The sequence below is a fragment of the Staphylococcus parequorum genome, assembly GCF_039237145.1.
Lineage (GTDB): Bacteria > Bacillota > Bacilli > Staphylococcales > Staphylococcaceae > Staphylococcus > Staphylococcus equorum_A.
In genome coordinates, this window is record NZ_CP150682.1 from 367,231 (window position 1) to 385,508 (window position 18,278).

Annotated in this window: 17 protein-coding genes; 12 read left to right on the top strand and 5 right to left on the bottom strand. The window is 36.1% G+C overall.

Going from position 1 to position 18,278, the window contains the following annotated elements; all coding sequences use genetic code 11:
- Nucleotides 1-3: 3 nt before the first annotated feature.
- The gene (locus AAA453_RS01695) at nucleotides 4-378 is read left to right on the top strand and encodes a hypothetical protein (RefSeq protein ID WP_069832780.1); all 375 of its coding nucleotides are present in this window, start codon (nucleotides 4-6) and stop codon (nucleotides 376-378) included.
- 38 nt (nucleotides 379-416) lie between these two features.
- Entirely contained in the window at nucleotides 417-605 is a 189-nt protein-coding gene (locus AAA453_RS01700) for a hypothetical protein (RefSeq protein WP_427705795.1), read from the top strand.
- A gap of 204 nt (nucleotides 606-809) precedes the next feature.
- On the opposite strand, the gene AAA453_RS01705 is transcribed toward AAA453_RS01700, so the two are convergent.
- On the bottom strand, nucleotides 810-941 hold the full coding sequence (locus AAA453_RS01705; protein ID WP_427705797.1) for a hypothetical protein: 132 nt from the start codon (nucleotides 939-941) through the stop codon (nucleotides 810-812).
- Nucleotides 942-1,104: 163 nt separating this feature from the next.
- Here AAA453_RS01705 and AAA453_RS01710 point away from each other — a divergent pair, with 163 nt between their 5' ends.
- The gene (locus AAA453_RS01710) at nucleotides 1,105-1,341 is read left to right on the top strand and encodes a preprotein translocase subunit YajC (RefSeq protein ID WP_427705799.1); all 237 of its coding nucleotides are present in this window, start codon (nucleotides 1,105-1,107) and stop codon (nucleotides 1,339-1,341) included.
- Between the two features lie 307 nt (nucleotides 1,342-1,648).
- Here the strand turns inward: AAA453_RS01710 and AAA453_RS01715 are convergent, their stop codons facing one another.
- From AAA453_RS01715 to AAA453_RS01725, 3 genes are read right to left on the bottom strand one after another with little or no spacing between them, the layout of a single operon-like run.
- Complete coding sequence (locus AAA453_RS01715; protein ID WP_427705801.1) at nucleotides 1,649-2,647, bottom strand: FecCD family ABC transporter permease; 999 nt, start codon at nucleotides 2,645-2,647, stop codon at nucleotides 1,649-1,651.
- A complete protein-coding gene (locus AAA453_RS01720; protein ID WP_427705803.1) occupies nucleotides 2,644-3,639 on the bottom strand; it encodes a FecCD family ABC transporter permease in 996 nt (331 codons plus the stop codon). The genes AAA453_RS01715 and AAA453_RS01720 overlap by 4 nt, the downstream gene beginning before the upstream one ends.
- 18 nt (nucleotides 3,640-3,657) lie before the next feature.
- On the bottom strand, nucleotides 3,658-4,650 hold the full coding sequence (locus AAA453_RS01725; protein ID WP_427705805.1) for an ABC transporter substrate-binding protein: 993 nt from the start codon (nucleotides 4,648-4,650) through the stop codon (nucleotides 3,658-3,660).
- A 215-nt stretch (nucleotides 4,651-4,865) separates the two neighbouring features.
- Here AAA453_RS01725 and sbnA point away from each other — a divergent pair, with 215 nt between their 5' ends.
- From sbnA to sbnI, 9 genes are read left to right on the top strand one after another with little or no spacing between them, the layout of a single operon-like run.
- On the top strand, nucleotides 4,866-5,846 hold the full coding sequence (gene sbnA, locus AAA453_RS01730; protein ID WP_427705807.1) for a 2,3-diaminopropionate biosynthesis protein SbnA: 981 nt from the start codon (nucleotides 4,866-4,868) through the stop codon (nucleotides 5,844-5,846).
- Nucleotides 5,843-6,853, top strand: a complete 1,011-nt coding sequence (gene sbnB, locus AAA453_RS01735; RefSeq protein ID WP_427705809.1) for a 2,3-diaminopropionate biosynthesis protein SbnB — start codon at nucleotides 5,843-5,845, stop codon at nucleotides 6,851-6,853. The genes sbnA and sbnB overlap by 4 nt, the downstream gene beginning before the upstream one ends.
- A 13-nt stretch (nucleotides 6,854-6,866) precedes the next feature.
- Entirely contained in the window at nucleotides 6,867-8,636 is a 1,770-nt protein-coding gene (sbnC, locus tag AAA453_RS01740) for a staphyloferrin B biosynthesis protein SbnC (RefSeq protein WP_427705811.1), read from the top strand.
- Nucleotides 8,626-9,885, top strand: coding sequence for an MFS transporter (locus tag AAA453_RS01745; protein ID WP_427705813.1), 1,260 nt, complete (start codon nucleotides 8,626-8,628; stop codon nucleotides 9,883-9,885). Before sbnC ends, AAA453_RS01745 begins: the two co-directional genes overlap by 11 nt.
- The gene (locus AAA453_RS01750) at nucleotides 9,875-11,602 is read left to right on the top strand and encodes an IucA/IucC family protein (protein WP_427705815.1); all 1,728 of its coding nucleotides are present in this window, start codon (nucleotides 9,875-9,877) and stop codon (nucleotides 11,600-11,602) included. Before AAA453_RS01745 ends, AAA453_RS01750 begins: the two co-directional genes overlap by 11 nt.
- A complete protein-coding gene (gene sbnF / locus AAA453_RS01755) occupies nucleotides 11,589-13,361 on the top strand; it encodes a staphyloferrin B biosynthesis protein SbnF (protein WP_427707034.1) in 1,773 nt (590 codons plus the stop codon). The genes AAA453_RS01750 and sbnF overlap by 14 nt, the downstream gene beginning before the upstream one ends.
- The gene (locus tag AAA453_RS01760; protein WP_427705817.1) at nucleotides 13,336-14,130 is read left to right on the top strand and encodes an HpcH/HpaI aldolase family protein; all 795 of its coding nucleotides are present in this window, start codon (nucleotides 13,336-13,338) and stop codon (nucleotides 14,128-14,130) included. Before sbnF ends, AAA453_RS01760 begins: the two co-directional genes overlap by 26 nt.
- Complete coding sequence (locus tag AAA453_RS01765; protein ID WP_427705819.1) at nucleotides 14,105-15,295, top strand: type III PLP-dependent enzyme; 1,191 nt, start codon at nucleotides 14,105-14,107, stop codon at nucleotides 15,293-15,295. Before AAA453_RS01760 ends, AAA453_RS01765 begins: the two co-directional genes overlap by 26 nt.
- An 11-nt stretch (nucleotides 15,296-15,306) precedes the next feature.
- A complete protein-coding gene (gene sbnI, locus AAA453_RS01770) occupies nucleotides 15,307-16,071 on the top strand; it encodes a bifunctional transcriptional regulator/O-phospho-L-serine synthase SbnI (RefSeq protein ID WP_427705821.1) in 765 nt (254 codons plus the stop codon).
- 226 nt (nucleotides 16,072-16,297) lie between these two features.
- On the opposite strand, the gene AAA453_RS01775 is transcribed toward sbnI, so the two are convergent.
- Nucleotides 16,298-18,199, bottom strand: coding sequence for an endonuclease/exonuclease/phosphatase family protein (locus tag AAA453_RS01775; RefSeq protein WP_427705823.1), 1,902 nt, complete (start codon nucleotides 18,197-18,199; stop codon nucleotides 16,298-16,300).
- Nucleotides 18,200-18,278: the final 79 nt, after the last annotated feature.

Consider the following 18,278-nt stretch of genomic DNA (forward strand, 5'->3'; position numbering starts at 1 on the left):
AAAATGGTTAATGAAATGGATGAACTAACACAATTCAAATTAGATTTAAAAGCTTTGAGAGAAGAATCACCTCGCTTATATGAGCAATTAGAATATATAGCAAGTTTAACAAGACAACTAAGTATTCATTATAAATATTTAGGACTACTTATGTTTTCAAACAATAATGAAGTTATTCAAAACAACAGACCTATTTTAATTAGAGATTCTGTTTTAGAGTTATATGAACGAGAAGTTGAAAAAGTAAAAGAAAATAATGAATTCGAATATGTGAATGAAATGATATTAAAATTCCAATTTGTAGCTTACTCACAAATATTCCTTATCGTTTTAGGTGCAGAACCTAGTTTTGTATTTAATAACACGATTATTAAATAATACAGAGCTACTTCGATCTTGAAATGAGGCAACAATAAATGAGCATATCAGAATGTAGATATTTATGTATCAAACAAGACAAATCCTTTGAAAAGGGTAAGCTGTATTGGCTGTTCCCGACGGAGGTGTCTACACTTGATGAAAAATATTTTTACGTATCAAACGATGGACAACTTTTAACAGAAGCATACAAAAGTAGTAACTTTATTAAAAGTGTCTCGCAGTAATGTAATATAGCATTTTCGAATACGACAAGAATCCTAAACTACTATTATTTAAAAACTCGATTTTGAACGTGTCTGGTTACTTTTTTATAGTATGCATCCTCAATCATACTATGCTTTGGAGCTAAACTTTTCAAAATCTGACAAGTATAGATGAATTTTAAAAGCAGTCACAAATTTAATGATTTGTGACTGCTTTTTATAATTTTATTCTTTTTCAATATTTGATGCACATGTAAAGCAATATAAATGATTGTCATTATATTCACCATTCAAGAAACCATTTAAACAATAAATATCTTTTTGGCAGACAGAACATTTTCCTACTAATTCTCTCATTTTAAAACCCCCTTGAATATTCATGCATTCGTCTTAAGTTAATCATATTATAACTGAAATAGATATTTAGCTTTTAAAGTTAATTTTATTTTGTATAATTAAAGTAATGTTTTCAATAAATAATTCCTGAAAATGTATAAAAATTTAAAATGGAGGTGATTTGATGAAACTTCAAAAGAGTTTGAAGTTTTCACTTATCTTTTTCGTAATAATCACATTCATAGTAATTATTTTTAGACCAACCGATACCGGATTGACTCAAATTATGACTGCTGACTTTATAAAAGCGATTGGTTTAGTGATTAAAGAACTTGTAACAACATTATCAATTAGTTTACCACCTTCAATCATCATTTTTTTAGTTTATTATTTTTATATTTTAAAGCCATCAAGTAACTAATACTATGATAATAGGCTTTGCTAATTAGCTGAATAGTTGCCATTATTTTTATAAAGGAGACACTTCGTTTTAAAGTTATGTCAAAGTAATTTTATTATACGAGGATGTCTTTTTTATTGTTTATATAATTGTATCGATTTTGTAACGTGCTGACGCCCAGGGGAATAGTATGAGGGAGAGACTACAGGCTCGAGCCATACCCCTAGGCAAGCATGCACTTTCAAAATCGTAAGATTTTAGTATAGAAAAAAGAACTAATCCATAATTTAATAGATTAGTTCTTTGCATTTGAGAATATATAATCATATCAGAGTTTTTTCACAGTCAGTAATAAATAGATAAAGAATGGGGCGCCGAATGCAGCGATGAAAACACCAGCCGGTACTTCTTTTGGTAAAAATACCGTTCTGCCTATAAGATCCGCAATAACAATGGAAAGTGCGCCAAAAATGGCTGACATCAATATACGTTTTAGATAATTCCCTTTAATCAAAGCTTTAGCAATATGCGGTGAGATTAAACCCACAAAGCCAATGTTCCCTACAAAACTAATCGCTGCACCAGCAAGTATCGTTGTGATCACCATTTGAATGAGGCGTGTTTGATTAACCTTTACGCCTAAACCAGTGGCCACATTATCATGCATAACGGATACTTTCATTCTCGGAAGTACAATAACCAACAATGGCAAAGTACACACTATAAATAACCCTAATATCAAACTGTTTTCAAATGTGACACCAGATAAACTACCGACAAGCCAAGTATACGCTTTAGACGCAGCAAGTTGTTTTGTAAGGACAAGCGTGCCATTCACGAGTGCCATAAATAACGTTTGTAGTGCGATACCAATAATAACTAGAGTAGTGGGCTGTATATTGCCTTTTTTCTGGAAACTCATCAAGATGAACATCACAACAGCTGCACCAGTGAGCGAAAATGCCGGCAGCCAATGGACACCAATATCTCCTAAAAACGCAATAAATGCCACTGCACCAAATGTTGCACCACCTGTTACACCTATAATATCTGGAGAAGCGATAGGATTTTTAAGTACATTTTGTAAAATTAAACCACTTACACCAAGTGCTGCACCAGCTACAATCGCTAATATAATTCTTGGCAAACGCAACACTTCGATGGTGAATTGATCAGGACTTGAAATAGGATCAATCATATAAGAAAGGATACTATTTAACGATATAAAAGTAGACCCCAGCATTAAACTCAAGATTGAAAAAATAATCAATATGAGAACGGCAATGACTAAACGTTTGGTATCTTTTTTATGGAGTGTTTCATTCATATACCTTGAATTCCTTTCCTAATAATATAAATAAGTGTAATTGAGCCGATGACTGCTGTGATAACACCTATAGGAAGTTCGAGTGGTTGGATTATTGTTCTGGCTAAAATATCGGATAATGTCATTAACATAGCACCACTCATTGCAGTGAAAGGTATCAAATATTTATAGTTAGCTGGCATTAACTTTTTACTAATATTCGGTACGATTAATCCGATAAACATAATAGATCCTGCAAGTGAGACCGAAATACCTGCAAGCGCACTAATAGTTAATACCATAATCATTTTTGTTAATTTAACTTTTTGACCAAGTGAAGAAGCAATTTCATCACTCGTCATTAAAATGTTGATGTGTGACGACATCGCAAAGGCAATGAGTAGAAATATAATAATAATTGGAATGACCCAAGGCACTTCCCACACATTACGCATTGCAACAGAACCACTTAGCCAAAAGAGAAAACTTTGTAAATTGCTTTGGTTCATAATTAAAATGCCTTGTGTAAATGCTCCGAATAATGCTGAAATCGCTGCGCCAGCCAATATCACACGTTTAGGTGAAAATTGCGCTTGCTTAAACATGCCAAGTGTAATAACAAGAACAGTAACAATGATTGCCCCGATAAATGAAATCGCTATGAGTGCTTCAAATGATTGCACTTTAAAAAATGTTAAGCCACAAATCACAAAGAACACGGCACCTGAATTGACACCAAACAGGCCAGGTGAAGCGATTGGATTACGTGTTAACACTTGCATAAGCAGACCAGATACAGAGAATGCAGCGCCAGTAAGTATAGCAATAATTGTTCTGGATGCACGGGATTCGGCAAGTAGAATATGTATATCGTTATTACTATTAAAGTGGAACAACGCTTGTACCAACTGTGAAAGTGATACAAGCGTGTTTCCAATGATTAAACTTAAAATCGTTACAACGATAAGGCATAAACCAGAAAGCATTAATTTATACCACGGTTTAAGTAACATGAGGTAACTCCTTATTGATTAAGATTGTTTTTCAATATCTAATTTTTTGTATAAATCGTCAATGAGCTTAAGTGATGAAGTGTAACCACCAGCCATGTTCCATGTGATTTCGTCCACATTTTTTGATACTTTATCATTTTTTACTGCATTTAAGTTTTGCCATTGATTACTTGATGTCCATTCTTTTTCTGTTTTCTTAGTTAATTCTACGTCCTTAGCACTTTTATCAGACTTGAACATAAAGATATGGTCAGCATCCATAAGTGGAATGCTTTCTTTAGATGTTAATTGAATGATGTCTTTACCTTTATCAACTTGTTTTTGTTGTCCTTCTGGGCGTTTAAATCCTAAGTCATGTAAGATGTCTCCAGCGTAACCACTTGCATAAATACGTGCATGATCTGGTCTGAAGTTGATAACTGAAGCTGACATTGGCCATTGATCTCCATACTTAGCTTTTGCATCTTTTTTAAATTGTGCAACTTTATCATCATAATTCTTTAATAACTCATCAGCTTTTTCTTCTTTACCGAGTGCTTTACCCATCATTTTCGTTGTATCTTGAAATTTATACACTGTATCGTGCGTAATGGTTGGTGCGATTTTAGAAAGTTGTTCATATTGTTTTTCATTTCTGACTTTAGAACCGATGATTAAATCTGGTTTTAACTTAGATATTTCTTCTAAGTTTGGTGAAGGTTCTTGACCTACTATTTTTGTATCTTTTAGGTCGTCTTTTATGTAATCATATTTAGGTTGTTGCGTCCAAGATTCTACAGCACCGACGGGTTTGACGCCTAATGCGACAGAGACATCAGTCGCGCCTTGATATAATGTTACGACACGTCTTGGTTTCCCTTTAATTTCAGTGGTCCCCATAGCATGTTTAATCTTCGTTGTTTTACTATCTTCCTTTGACTCCGATGACTTTTCGGACTCCCCATTTCCACAAGCTGCTAACACCATAACGGCTACTAAAACAGTAATGAATACTTTTGTTAAATGTTTCATTTCTCTAAAACCTCCAACCTGGATTGATAATCATTATCAATTCTAATATCTTATAAAGTAAACGATATGTCAACAAAAATTTTAAATTTTTTTAAAAATTAAATAAAGATTTGACATTTTTAATAAGGATACCTAGAATACAGTTTACTGATAATGATAATCGTTATCAGTATCGTAGTGTTATCGATAATCCATATTTTTTAGGAGGAATTTAAGTGAGACAAGAACCTAAGCATTGTCATGATTCTTTACTTTCATGTATAGGTGGAACGCCTATGATACAGCTCAAGCAACTGTTTCCGGAACATAATGTTTTCGCAAAATTAGAATATATGAATCCAGGCGGCAGTATGAAAGATAGACCAGCTCAATACATCATTGAAGATGGTTTTAACAAAGGAACAATTACTAAAGGTACACATTTAATTGAGAGTACTTCAGGAAATTTAGGTATTGCTCTAGCAATGATCGCTAAGATAAGAGGATTAACACTAACATGTGTGGTAGACCCGAAGATTTCAGAAACAAATTTAAAAATTATTAAAAGTTATGGTGCAAATATAGATATGGTAAACGAAGCGGATGAAAATGGTGGGTATTTAATGACGCGCATTCAACGTGTTCGTGAATTACTTGATTCAACTGACAACGCATATTGGATCAATCAATACGCAAATGAATTAAATTGGCAAGCACATTATCATGGCGCTGGTGCAGAAATCGTAGAGCAAATAGAAAACCCAATTGATTATTTTATAGCGCCAGTGAGTACGACAGGCAGCATTATGGGCATGAGTAGAAAAATCAAAGAACATCACCCGAATGCACATATTATTGCGGTGGATGCGAAAGGGTCAGTTATTTTTGGTGACGCACCTACAGATAGAGAATTACCAGGTATTGGCGCGAGTAGAGTGCCTGAAATTTTAAATAAAGAAGAAATAGACCAAGTTGTCCATGTCGATGACTACCAATCAGCACTTGGATGTAAACGCTTAGTTGATTATGAAGGTATTTTTGCTGGTGGATCGACAGGATCAATTATATCAGCGATTGAAAAAGTCATTCATTCTATCGATAAAGATAAAACAATTGTGACGATTTTACCTGATAGAGGCGATCGCTATTTAGATTTAGTTTATTCAGATGCATGGTTTGATGATGTAAAAAATAAAAAAGGAGCACTAACACGATGAACAAAGACATGTTGTATTTAAATAGATCAGATATTGAACAAGCAGGAGGTAATCATTCAACAGTTTATGTAAATGCATTAACAGAGGCATTAAAAGCCCACGCGAATCAAGATTTTGTGCAACCATTAAAGCCATATTTACGCGCAAATGGTAAAGAAGGGCATATTGCGGATCGTATTATTGCCATGCCAAGTCATATTGGCGGTCAAGATCCAGTATCAGGTATTAAATGGATAGGTAGTAAACATGATAATCCTTCAGAACGAAAGATTGAACGCGCAAGTGGCGTTATTATTTTGAATGATCCCGAAACAAACTATCCCATTGCAGTGATGGAAGCGAGCTTAATCAGTAGTATGAGAACGGCTGCTGTTTCAGTCATTGCTGCTCAGAAATTAGCGAAAAAAGGCTTTGAAAGATTAACAATTATCGGCTGTGGTCTAATTGGTGATAGACAATTGCAAAGTATGTTAGAGCAATTTGATCATATTAAACAAGTATACGTATTTGATCAATTTGAAAAAGCCAGCGCTAATTTTATTGGAAAATGGGCTGAAGCACGTCCAGATATTGACTTTGTTCAAGTGACGACAGCGAAAGAAGCAGTTGAAAATGGAGAGGTAGTCATTACTTGCACAGTTACGGACAAACCATACATTGAATATGACTGGATTCAAAAAGGCACATTTATTAGCAATATTTCAATTATGGATATTAAAAAAGAAGTCTTTACACAAGCAGATAAAGTCTTGGTAGACGATTGGTCACAAGCAAATCGCGAGAAAAAGACAATTAATCAACTTGTATTAGAAGGGCGCTTTAGTAGGGAAGCCTTACATGCTGAATTAGGAGAATTATTAACGGGTGCTAAACCAGGAAGAGAAAATGATGAAGAAATTATTTTATTAAATCCAATGGGTATGGCAATCGAAGATATTTCAAGTGCTTATTATATTTATAAAGAAGCGAAGCAACAGCAAATCGGAACAACATTAAGTCTATATTAAGGAGTGTCGTTCAGTGATAGAAGTCACAGCGAATCATCAACAAAATCATGCGCACACTACTGTTTTAAGAAATCTAGTGGATGGTCTATTATTTGAAGATGTCTTTGGTCTTTTGACAAAAAGTGAAGCATTGCAAATCGCTTCAGATACGCTATTGAAATATGGCAATGAAGATAAGGCGCTCTATATACCTGTTTATCATAGTGGTTTAAATATTTATAGATTAAAAGGAACGACCGTCTTTGTAAAAGACAATGACGAACAACATGAAATAAATGCTTTAGCGTTATGGGACACACTAGTTGAAATGAATGCACCGTCGAGCCGTGAATTGAATACAGCACGTTTTCGAGAAGGGCTTGAAGTTGCGATGGATCAGTTAACAGCCCAATTAGAAGGATTAACCTTATCAGAACATCCTTTTATCAAATCAGAACAGATTGCGAGCTTAAAGGATCGTCCATTTCATCCTTTAGCTAAAGAAAAACGTGGTTTAGTTACAGCAGATTATCAACAATATCAACCAGAATATTTTAAAACGTTCTCTTTAAAAACGGTTGCGATACATCGTGATTACATTCTTAAGAGTGAGTATTTAAACGAAAGTTTATTCAATGAAGCCTTAGCAATTGAAGACGAGGGCACATTAGCACACACGCTTGAGGCGGCAAGCTTATCTTCAGAGTCGTATATGGTATTTCCTGTACATCCTTGGCAAATGACACATGTGATTCCCGAAATGTTTCAAGCAGAAATCGCAGCGCACATCATTGTGCCACTAGATTATGAGTTTGGCGCGTTTTTGCCATCATCATCTATGCGTTCGCTCATTGATATTCATCGCCCGTTTCAACATATTAAAGTACCGTTTTCAATGCAGTCGTTAGGTGCACTGAGATTAACACCGACACGCTACTTATTAAATGGTGAAAAGGCAGAACAATTATTAAGTGAAATTATAGCTCAAGACAGCACTTTAGAAAATAAGGTAGCGCTGTGTAATGAAAAACAGTGGCTATCGTTTATTAATGCAGACAAAGATATATTCCAAGATCAAATAGGCCATCTGACAACACAGATTAGAAGTTATCCTAAGCAAGTGACAGCGTCATCGTCACAACTCGTATCGATGGCTGCATTAGCGGCCCATGATGCCACATTATATGAAGATATTCTAGGCATAGCGCAGGCTCAAATGAAGAGTCAGCAATTAGAATCATTATTTGATGAGATGATAGACCAATTTCTTCATATTATGCTCAAATTTATGAAAAATGGTGTCTTACCAGAAGTGCATGGACAAAATATTTTGATTTTATTTAAAGAAGGGCACGTGGATCAATTCATATTGAGAGATCACGATACAGTACGTATTTATCCACAGTGGATGCATGAAAATAACATTGATATGCCACAATATGCGATAAGCAAAAATTCTCCGAATACGTTAATTAATGAAGATATAGAAACGTTTTTTACATATTTTCAAACATTAGCAGTATCAGTGAATTTGTATGCAATTGTAGATATGATGCATCACGTTTTTGGATTGGATGAAATCGTGTTAATGAATAAAATAAAAGCATCACTTTCAAAGCATGTGCAACAGATGGATTGTTCGGAAGCGGATAAAGCACAAGTGCAACATATTTTATTCGAGAAACAAACATGGCCTTTTAAACGCGTACTTTTACCACTTTTACATCAACAAGAATCAGGTGGCGGTAGTATGCCATCCAGTATTGGGACGATACCAAACCCCATGATGCGTCATGAACAGTGAAGCGATTTGGTATAGGAACTTTCGCATCTTATGGTTGAGCCAGTTTATTTCGATAGCTGGACTGACTGTACTCGTTCCTTTGTTGCCAATCTATATTGCATCGCTCAAGAATTTATCTGTTACAGAAATTCAAATGTGGAGTGGAGTTGCGATTGCAGCGCCCGCTATCACAACGATGATTTCATCACCGTTGTGGGGCAAACTTGGCGATAGAATCAGCCGGAAATGGATGGTACTCCGTGCATTATTAGGTTTAGCAGTTTGTTTATTATTGATGTCACTCTGTACGACGCCACTGCAGTTTGTGTTAGTCAGATTGTTACAAGGATTATTTGGCGGTGTTGTAGATGCTTCTAATGCATTTGCGACGAGTGAAGCACCGGAAAAAATGCGTGGTAAAGTACTTGGGAAATTGCAAAGTTCTATTAGTGCGGGTTCTCTCGTGGGACCACTTATCGGAGGCGTTGCAGCAAGTATTGTTGGATTTCAATCGTTGCTGTTAGTGATTGCTATTTTGACATTTATTGTCTGTGCAGTAGGCATTAAGTTACTTATAGAAACCACACATCAGTATAACCGTAGCGAAGCAGAACCTATGCGTTGTAGTGTAAGACAATCATTTAAATGTTTACTGTGTTCTCAAGTGACATGTCGCTTCATTATCGTTGGTATGCTTGCTAATCTTGCGATGTATGGCATGATGACTGCGCTCGCCCCTTTAACAACTGGCGCCAACCAGACATTTTTAGATGATAAAGCAGCGGTAGGTCTTGTTCAATCTGCATTTTGGACTGCCTCTATTTTAAGTGCCCCATTATGGGGAAGCTTAAATGATAAAAACTATGTCAAATATGTCTATTTAATCACTGCACTCATTTGTGGCTTAAGTGTCATATTTCAAGGTCTGTCGAGCACACTGTGGATGCTAATCATCTTTAGAGTGATACAAGGATTCACGTATAGTGCATTAATTCAAAGTGTGATGTATGTCGTTGTTAAAGCATGTCACCAAGATTTAAAAGGCACCTTCGTTGGTTCCACTAACAGCATGTTAGTTATAGGACAAGTTGCTGGCAGTATGCTAGGCGCTGTGATTACAAGTAGCTATAACCCTACGATTACATTTATCGTGATGGGCGGCATATTTATAAGCAGTTGTGTTGTCTTATTATCATCGCAATTAAACGCTGTGAAAGATTATAAATTAACAATGAATGTATGGGAGTTGAATAATAAACGTGCAAAGTAATCAGAATATGGAAATAGCTGAACATGCAGCTGTAGAACGTATATTGAATGTATATTTTAGAGAACAAAATTTGTACAATGCGCAACCAGAGCAGAACATGTGGTTCATCACGCTCTGGCCATCTAAAACGTTAATAGGTAAATTTAATTATTGGTCAGAAATGGGTCATCACTCATACCACCCAGTGATGTGTGCACAAGACAATGGCACATCTTCACAGTTAGCACCAATGGAAGTGATTGAACACTTGTTTGAGATGCTCGCGCAACAAACTGAAGATGAAGAGACAAGCGAATTAAGAGCAATACTACACAATATTTACCTAGATATTAACAATAGTGTAAAACGCACCGCACTCTATTTAACACGTGCGCAACAACAACAAACTGAAGATGAGTATATTATTTCGGAACAATCCCTTTATTTGGGTCACCCGTTTCATCCAACTCCCAAGAGTTCAGTCGGATTTAGCGAAGGAGATTTATTGAATTATGCACCAGAGTGCCAGACACAATTTCAACTGTATTATATACAAGTTGAGCGTTCTATCATGCTTGAACGATATGTGGAAGGCAGAGCCGCCGCAGTAAATGAATTGGCATTACAGTTGGCACAGTTAGATACTGATGACATAGAAGCCGGTTATACATTATTACCTGTGCACCCATATCAAATAGCTGTATTAAAAGACAACGCTAAGTTTAAACAATGGATGGATGACGGCTTTATTAAAGATATCGGTATCAGCGGACATTACGTCTATCCGACGTCTTCTGTTCGCACGGTATTTTCAAAAGAGCTTAACGTTTACCTGAAATTACCGATATATGTCAAAATCACAAACTTCGTAAGAACGAATGATCATGAACAAGTAGAACGTACAATTGATGCCGCAAGTGTCATCGCATCGATAAAACCAGATTATGAAACAAAGCATTTTAAGCTGATGTTCGAAGAAGGTTATCGTGCATTGAAAGATTCGCCTGAAGCAGGCGCTTTCGATTTATTAGCAAACACCGCAATGATTGTGCGTGAAGGTATTGAAGATTATCACTCGGAGAAACAAATTCACGTGTTAGCAAGTCTATTTGAAACCATGCCACATGAGCCGGATTCTATGTTAGGAGAGATGATTACTCAAAGCGGCTTGTCGGATGAGGAATGGTTAAGTGCATACTTAGACATCACCTTATATCCAATGCTTGAATTATTATCTGAAACTGGCATTAGTCTAGAAGGTCATGTACAAAATACTTTGATTGAATTTAAAGATGGCCATCCGCAAGTGTGTTATGTCAGAGATTTGGAAGGCGTATGCATCGCAGAAGATATCGCAAAGCGTGCGCAAATTATTCCAAATATAATACAAAGCGAAAGTCCAGTTGTCTACAGTAATGAAGCAGCGTGGCATCGTTTTAAATACTACATTATTGTAAATCATTTGGGGCATTTGGTGGCTACAATGGGCAAACGCGTTGGTAGTGAAACGACATTATGGCAAACGGTTCGCAATAAATTATTGGATTGGTCTCAAGACGCAAGTATATCAACACAAATGAAAGTCTATGTGGATGACCTATACGAAAGTCCAACATTTTCAGCAAAAGCAAACTTTTTGAGCAAAATAAAAGCGTGTGGCGATAACCCAATTTATACCAATATACCAAACCCAATGTTTATGGAAGAGGAGGTACGACAACATGATGCACAATATTGAACAACAAGTAAAACACCGCATTATGAATCAACTTGTAACTTCTATTATATATGAAGATGTCGTGCAATATGAGGTGACACAACAAGGTGCTACTACGACAGTAACAATTGAAGCGGAAGACGCAACGTATCGTGCTGAAGTAAGAGAATTAGATAGCTTTCAAAGGTTAGAACTTACATCACCTGTATGGCGAATCACAGGTGAAGGCGATACAGCAGTAACGATTGATTACGCCACAATGTTACGAGAAGTCATCTATACATTTGATAAAAATAGTGAAAAAGTAGAGGCGTTTATCAATGAATTACTACAAACGGAACTGAAAGATACACAAGCCATGCGATATAAAGAGATGACTGCGGGTAGTGTTAAATTAACGTTCGATGCAATTGAATCTTATGCGATGGAAGGTCATCCGTATCACCCAAGTTATAAATCACGTCTCGGCTTTACCCTTGTAGATAATTTGGAATATGGTCCTGATTTTCAGCCGACATTTACATTGAAATGGCTCGCAATTCCAAAACAATATATTGAACAGACTGTCTCTCAAAATATTGAATCGCAAGAATTATTTCAACAACAATTAGGTAATGAAGTTGTGCAGCAGTTTAAAGAAGTGCTTATAGCATTAGATAAATCATTAGCGGACTATGAATGGTTGCCTGTACATCCTTGGCAATTTGATCACATTATTGCGAATGAACTTGCTGAACAATGGATTAATGGTGAAATTATATTATTAGGTGAATCGGAAGAATACTATACACCACAACAATCGATTCGTACATTATCACCTGTGGACACGTCTAAATATTATATTAAAGTGCCCTTAAGTATTACGAATACATCCACTAAACGTGTATTAGCGCCACATACGATTGAAAATGCAGCGCAGATTACAGATTGGTTAAAGCATATTCATGAACAAGACAGCTATCTAAATAAAGAATTAAAAACGGTCTTCTTAGGTGAAATATTAGGAATGTCTTATATTAATGATAATTTAGCTGAATCAAAGCGTGAAGCCATTTATGGTTCAGTATCTGTCATATGGCGAGAGAACTTACACAGTTACTTAACTGAAACAGAAGATGCGATACCATTTAATGCGATTTATAGTTTAGACCAACAACAGAATCCAATTATTCAACAATGGATTGCACAATATGGCGTAGCAGCTTGGGTTAAACAATTTATCAAAGTCGCAGTGCAACCGATTATCCATATGCTTTATTACCATGGGATTGCACTTGAATCACATGCGCAAAATATGATGCTCATTCATGAAGACGGTTGGCCAACGCGTGTAGCAATTAAAGATTTTCATGATGGTGTGCGTTTTAAACGTGGATTACTAAGTATAGAAGCACAAAACCCTCAATTAAAAGATACACCAGAAGAACATAAGAAAATTAATCGTAATTCATTTATCGAAACAGAAGATGTGGAACTCGTTAGAGACTTTGCTCTAGATGCATTTTTCTTTATTAATATTTCTGAAATCATTATGTTCTTTGAACGTCACTACAATTTGAGTGAACGTCAACAATGGATGTATGTATACGATGAAATCGAGCAGTATCGTCAAACCCATCCTGACCTGCCTAATTATGAGCATTTTGATCTATTTGAAAAAACGATACAAGTAGAAAAATTAACAACAAGAAGATTATTAGAGGATACAGAAATAAGAATCCATCACGTAAGTAACCCGTTAGGAGTGATTCATCATGATGACGTTATCCCTCAAAGATAAATTGGCACAAGACACTGAAGTCTATGGCATTTTCAATTCGATTCCGAACCCACTTGTTATTGAAATCATTGCAGCAAGTGGTTATGATTTTGTAATTATAGATACTGAACATGCTGCCATTAATGATGAAACGTTAGAACATTTAATTCGTGCAGCTGAATCAGCGCAAATCACACCAATTGTCAGGGTCACTCAAGTCATTGAGCGAGATATTATCAAAGTGTTGGACATGGGCGCAAGAGGTATTATTATCCCTCATGTTAAAGATAAAGCGACCGTAGAACATATTGTGGAATTAAGTCGTTATTATCCTCAAGGTATGCGCAGTTTAAATGGTGGACGCATGGCCAAGTTTGGTGAAATTCCATTAACAAATTATATGGCAGATGCGAACAATAAAATTATTGTCATGGCGATGATTGAAGATCAAGAGGGCATCAGTGCGATAGAAGACATTGTACAAGTTGACGGCTTAGACATGATTATTGAAGGTGCTGCCGATTTATCTCAGTCGTTTGGCATGCCATGGGAAACAAGCAGTGAAGTCATACAATCAGCATTACGTTACATGCATGACGTGACAAGTGATTACAATAAACACTTTTGTGCATTACCAAGAAATAAAGAACAACAAGATATATGGGCACAACGTGGTGTTAATACGTTTGTACTCGGAGACGATCGTGGCAAAATCTACCGTAATTTAAAATCAGAATTAACCTCATTTAAAGGAGGGGCAAAACGTGACACAAATATTCGACAAAATTAAAGAAATCAAGCAAAGTGGCACTCCTGTTTGTCATTATATATATGATTTAAACGCATTACGTCAACATGTGCACAAAATCGTTTCGTCCTTACCAGAGAACTGTGAGATGTATTATGCGATGAAAGCCAATAGTGAAGAAGACATTTTAGCGATGATGAGTGAATCTGTTGCTGGATTTGAAGTAGCATCTCAAGGTGAAATACAAAAAGGTTTAGCACATAAAAAAGCGAACCGCATTATTTTTGGTGGTCCAGGCAAAACAGATGAAGAATTAGCATTTGCCATAGATAAAGGCATTCAACGCGTTCACGTAGAAAGTATATACGAGTTAAAAAGGTTAAATGCTATCCTTGATACCAAAAATGAACAGATGGATGTCTTATTACGTGTGAATTTATCAGGACCCTTTCCAAACGCGACGCTACACATGGCGGGACGACCAACCCAATTTGGTATATCAGAAAATGAAGTCGAACAAGCAATCAAACTTGCACTTGAACTACCGCATATCAACTTAGAAGGATTTCATTTTCATTCTATTTCAAATAACTTAGATGCAGCGTTACATCTAGATGTTATGCGACTCTATTTTCATAAAGCCAAAGTGTGGGCAGAGGCCTTTCAATTTCCACTGAAACATATCAACATCGGTGGAGGTATTGGAGTCAATTACGCAGATTTAAATCAACAATTCGAATGGCAACAATTTGTTGAAGGCTTTCAAGACGTGATTAATGAAGAAGCGATGAATGATGTTACGTTGAACTTTGAGTGTGGCCGTTACTTAGTTGCGCATATCGGTTACTATGCGACTGAAGTCATTGATATCAAGCAAGTGCATCATGCGTATTACGCTATTTTAAAAGGGGGCACGCAACAATTTAGACTACCAGTGTCATGGCAACACAATCATCCTTTTGAAATATGTCATATTGATCATAATCCCTATCGCTTTGAACGCATGGAAGTCGCTAATGAAAAGGTGACATTCGTCGGTCAACTCTGCACGCCGAAAGATGTTTTCTCAAAAGAAACACCAGTAAAATCTGTAAGAACTGGGGATGTCGTAATATTTAATTACGCTGGCGCTTATGGTTGGTCTATTTCTCACCATGATTTTTTAAGTCATCCACATCCGACATTTATCTATTTATCTGATCAATAAGGAGGACTAAAATGGAACAAATGTATAATGCATTAAAACTTGTACCAGTGGAACATATAGACTTACATGAAACATTTGAGCCGAAGCGTTTAGAAAAGACAAAGCAAAGTATTGAAGCGGAACAAATTATGAGACATCCAGTATTAGTTACACAAACACAATCAGGTAGATATATGGTCATTGACGGTGTGCATCGTTTCACGAGTCTCAAGGCACTTGGATGCCGCGTTGTACCAGTTCAAGATATTAATGAGACACAATATTCCATTAGTACATGGAATCATAAAGTGCCTGTTGGTCAGTGGTGGGAAAATTTACGACAAGATGATAGTTTGCCATGGACGACAGAAATTAAAAATACCATGCCATTTATTACAATGTGCAAAGGCTATGACGAACAATATTTATATGTAGAAGATTTAGGAGAACAGAAATTAGAAGCGTGGGCAAAGGTTGTTACCAGTTATAGTCAAACCTATGATGTGGAACGTATGGCACAGAGTGATAATACTTGTGTATCTAACCAACATATTTTGATGAAATATCAGTCGCTTGGTTTTCAAGAAATCGAAACAATCGTTAATAGAGGAGAAACTGTCCCAACCGGTGTCACACGTTTTAATATTTCTGGTCGCTGTCTTAACTTACAAGTGCCGTTAGCAATTTTAAAAGAACAAAATGAGCTAAATAGAGATGTAAAATGGAATAAATTCTTAGAGAAAAAAATGGATAGCGTACGTTGTTACTCTGAAAAAGTCTATTTAGTTGAGCAATGACGTCTTAATTATAAATAGAAAAACAGCCTGGGACATAGAACATGTCTCAGGATCATTTTTATATTGGCAGTGGCTGACTGAATTGAAAATGCGCTTATATCAAGCTTTTTTTAGTTCTAGTCAGCTGTGCCGGGGTGGGACGACGAAATTTTATTAGAAAAATTAGATTTCTGTCCCACTCCCCATTCTGTCGACAAAGTCTTATGATTTTGTCGATTTTTTGTACCTATTTAGTTTTTTCATCTTTACGGGCCTGTTTTAAATCAATTTGAGCTAATAGTGGATCATGATCACTCGCACGGCCTGACATATCAGTGAAATCACTGTTTACATGAATTGGATCTAATTCTGTATGGTTTTTCAAATTATTTGAAACGAATATATGATCGAGTGCTTGTGAATTACCTTGATAGTTGTATGAATAACGTTCGCTTTCAGGTAAATCATAAATCATATTGCTCATATTAAAGCTTTCAAATGTTTTTAACGGTTTTGACCATTGGAAATCATTATAATCGCCAACGGATACGATATTGGCATTAGGGTTGTCTTTTTGGACTTGTTCTACAAAGTGTCCAACTGATTTGGCAATTTCAACACGCTGATTTTCACTTTCTAATACTGGAGGTTGTTGACTACCGAATAGTGGTGTATCACCATTTTTAGAGTTCCAATGATTCGCTAATACAATGACTTGTTCTCCATGAAATTTAAATTGAGCAGCCAATGGTTTTCTAGAATCATCAAAGGCCGGATTATTCGGGTCGATGCGACCTGGATTTAATGTTAAGTCGCCATCTTTATATGATACTGCTGTGTCTGCATCTCCAGATTCAATAGATTTATCAAATTGAACACGTTTAGGATTATATAAGAAACCAACACGGATATTCGCATCAGGCTGTCCGCCGTCTTCATTCATTGAAGGATCGATATTTAAATATTTATACTTTGGTCCACCAGCTTCTTCAATATCTTTAATTAAACGTTCGTAAGATTTATTAGCTTCTGGTCCGCCTTCTTTTGGACCGTCATTATCTTGTACTTCAGTCACGCCGATAATATCAGGGTTCTTCATATGTTCTGTGATACCATTCGCAATTTTATCCGCTTTATCCTCTGTTGTAGATGATGAATTGTTAGAGAAATTTTCTAAATTATAAGATGCAACATTGAGCTTTTGATTACTCGGTTCAATGGAAGTTGGTTGTGGCTCAGTGTCACCCTCGACATGTGCTTGTTTCATGTCATCTAAATCTACATTTAATTTGTAGTTTTGGAATCCATAATTCACATGACCAATAATTGGACCTTTAAATTTATCGCCTGTTGCTACATCAAAATCACGTGCTTTATGATTATCATACATTTTAAAAGGAATACGTTCACCATGCTGATCATTTTCTTTTAAACGTACACCGCCATTGTCCGTTTCAGCTGGTTGGTCGTCTAAAACAGTGAAAAGGTCACCGTGTTCTTGTGGGCCAACACTTCTGACGTCGCCAACTTCAACACGCATGCCTTCTAGCGATTCCCAGTAGTCAATTGCGTATTGCTCACGATCAAAGGTCTGAAAGTTATCATTTGCAGAAATTTTACTTGGTACTTTTTCAATCACATAGGGCTCAGGCAATTGTTGGTTACTTTCTTCAATAGCCACGTTGCCACCTTTATCGTCACGTGCATTAATTTGAGTTACTGGTAAGTCTGTTTCCTGTTTATCATCATAACCATCAATATAATATTCATCAACAGTGCCTGTAACGTTAACTAAGTCACCTTTTTGAGCGTCATAATTTTGATTACCCGTATAAATGATAAGACCCTCAGATGTATTCGGGTTATTATCCTGTTTATCGTCAGGTGTTTCAATATGTAAGTACTTGCCACCATTTAATTCATATTGATATGTGACAATCCCTTTTATGTTGTTCACTTTTTTACCATCGTAAGGTGATTGATGACCTTCGCCTTGGATATCGTGAATTTCTATACTTTTTGTCGAACTATCTTTTGTATCTTGCGCATCTTTCTCTGTTGTTGTTGCGTGAAGTGTAGTAGGTGCTATGACAGTAGTTGCTAATGCCATAGACGTGATAAATGACCAAGTTAATTTCTTCAAAACCATTCCCCTTTAAATTTCAAATTTAATTATATTGTAACAAAGCTAATTCAAAGGAATTGTTAAGCTAAGGTAAATTAATATT

Excerpts from the sequence above, each read along its gene's own strand:
- AAA453_RS01695 (WP_069832780.1), top strand. The coding sequence starts at position 4 with ATGGTTAATGAAATGGATGAACTAACACAATTCAAATTAGATTTAAAA.
- AAA453_RS01700 (WP_427705795.1), top strand. The coding sequence starts at position 417 with ATGAGCATATCAGAATGTAGATATTTATGTATCAAACAAGACAAATCC.
- AAA453_RS01705 (WP_427705797.1), bottom strand. The coding sequence starts at position 941 with ATGAGAGAATTAGTAGGAAAATGTTCTGTCTGCCAAAAAGATATTTAT.
- AAA453_RS01710 (WP_427705799.1), top strand. The coding sequence starts at position 1,105 with ATGAAACTTCAAAAGAGTTTGAAGTTTTCACTTATCTTTTTCGTAATA.
- AAA453_RS01715 (WP_427705801.1), bottom strand. The coding sequence starts at position 2,647 with ATGAATGAAACACTCCATAAAAAAGATACCAAACGTTTAGTCATTGCC.
- AAA453_RS01720 (WP_427705803.1), bottom strand. The coding sequence starts at position 3,639 with ATGTTACTTAAACCGTGGTATAAATTAATGCTTTCTGGTTTATGCCTT.
- AAA453_RS01725 (WP_427705805.1), bottom strand. The coding sequence starts at position 4,650 with ATGAAACATTTAACAAAAGTATTCATTACTGTTTTAGTAGCCGTTATG.
- sbnB (WP_427705809.1), top strand. The coding sequence starts at position 5,843 with ATGAACAAAGACATGTTGTATTTAAATAGATCAGATATTGAACAAGCA.
- AAA453_RS01745 (WP_427705813.1), top strand. The coding sequence starts at position 8,626 with ATGAACAGTGAAGCGATTTGGTATAGGAACTTTCGCATCTTATGGTTG.
- sbnF (WP_427707034.1), top strand. The coding sequence starts at position 11,589 with ATGCACAATATTGAACAACAAGTAAAACACCGCATTATGAATCAACTT.
- AAA453_RS01760 (WP_427705817.1), top strand. The coding sequence starts at position 13,336 with ATGATGACGTTATCCCTCAAAGATAAATTGGCACAAGACACTGAAGTC.
- sbnI (WP_427705821.1), top strand. The coding sequence starts at position 15,307 with ATGGAACAAATGTATAATGCATTAAAACTTGTACCAGTGGAACATATA.
- AAA453_RS01775 (WP_427705823.1), bottom strand. The coding sequence starts at position 18,199 with ATGGTTTTGAAGAAATTAACTTGGTCATTTATCACGTCTATGGCATTA.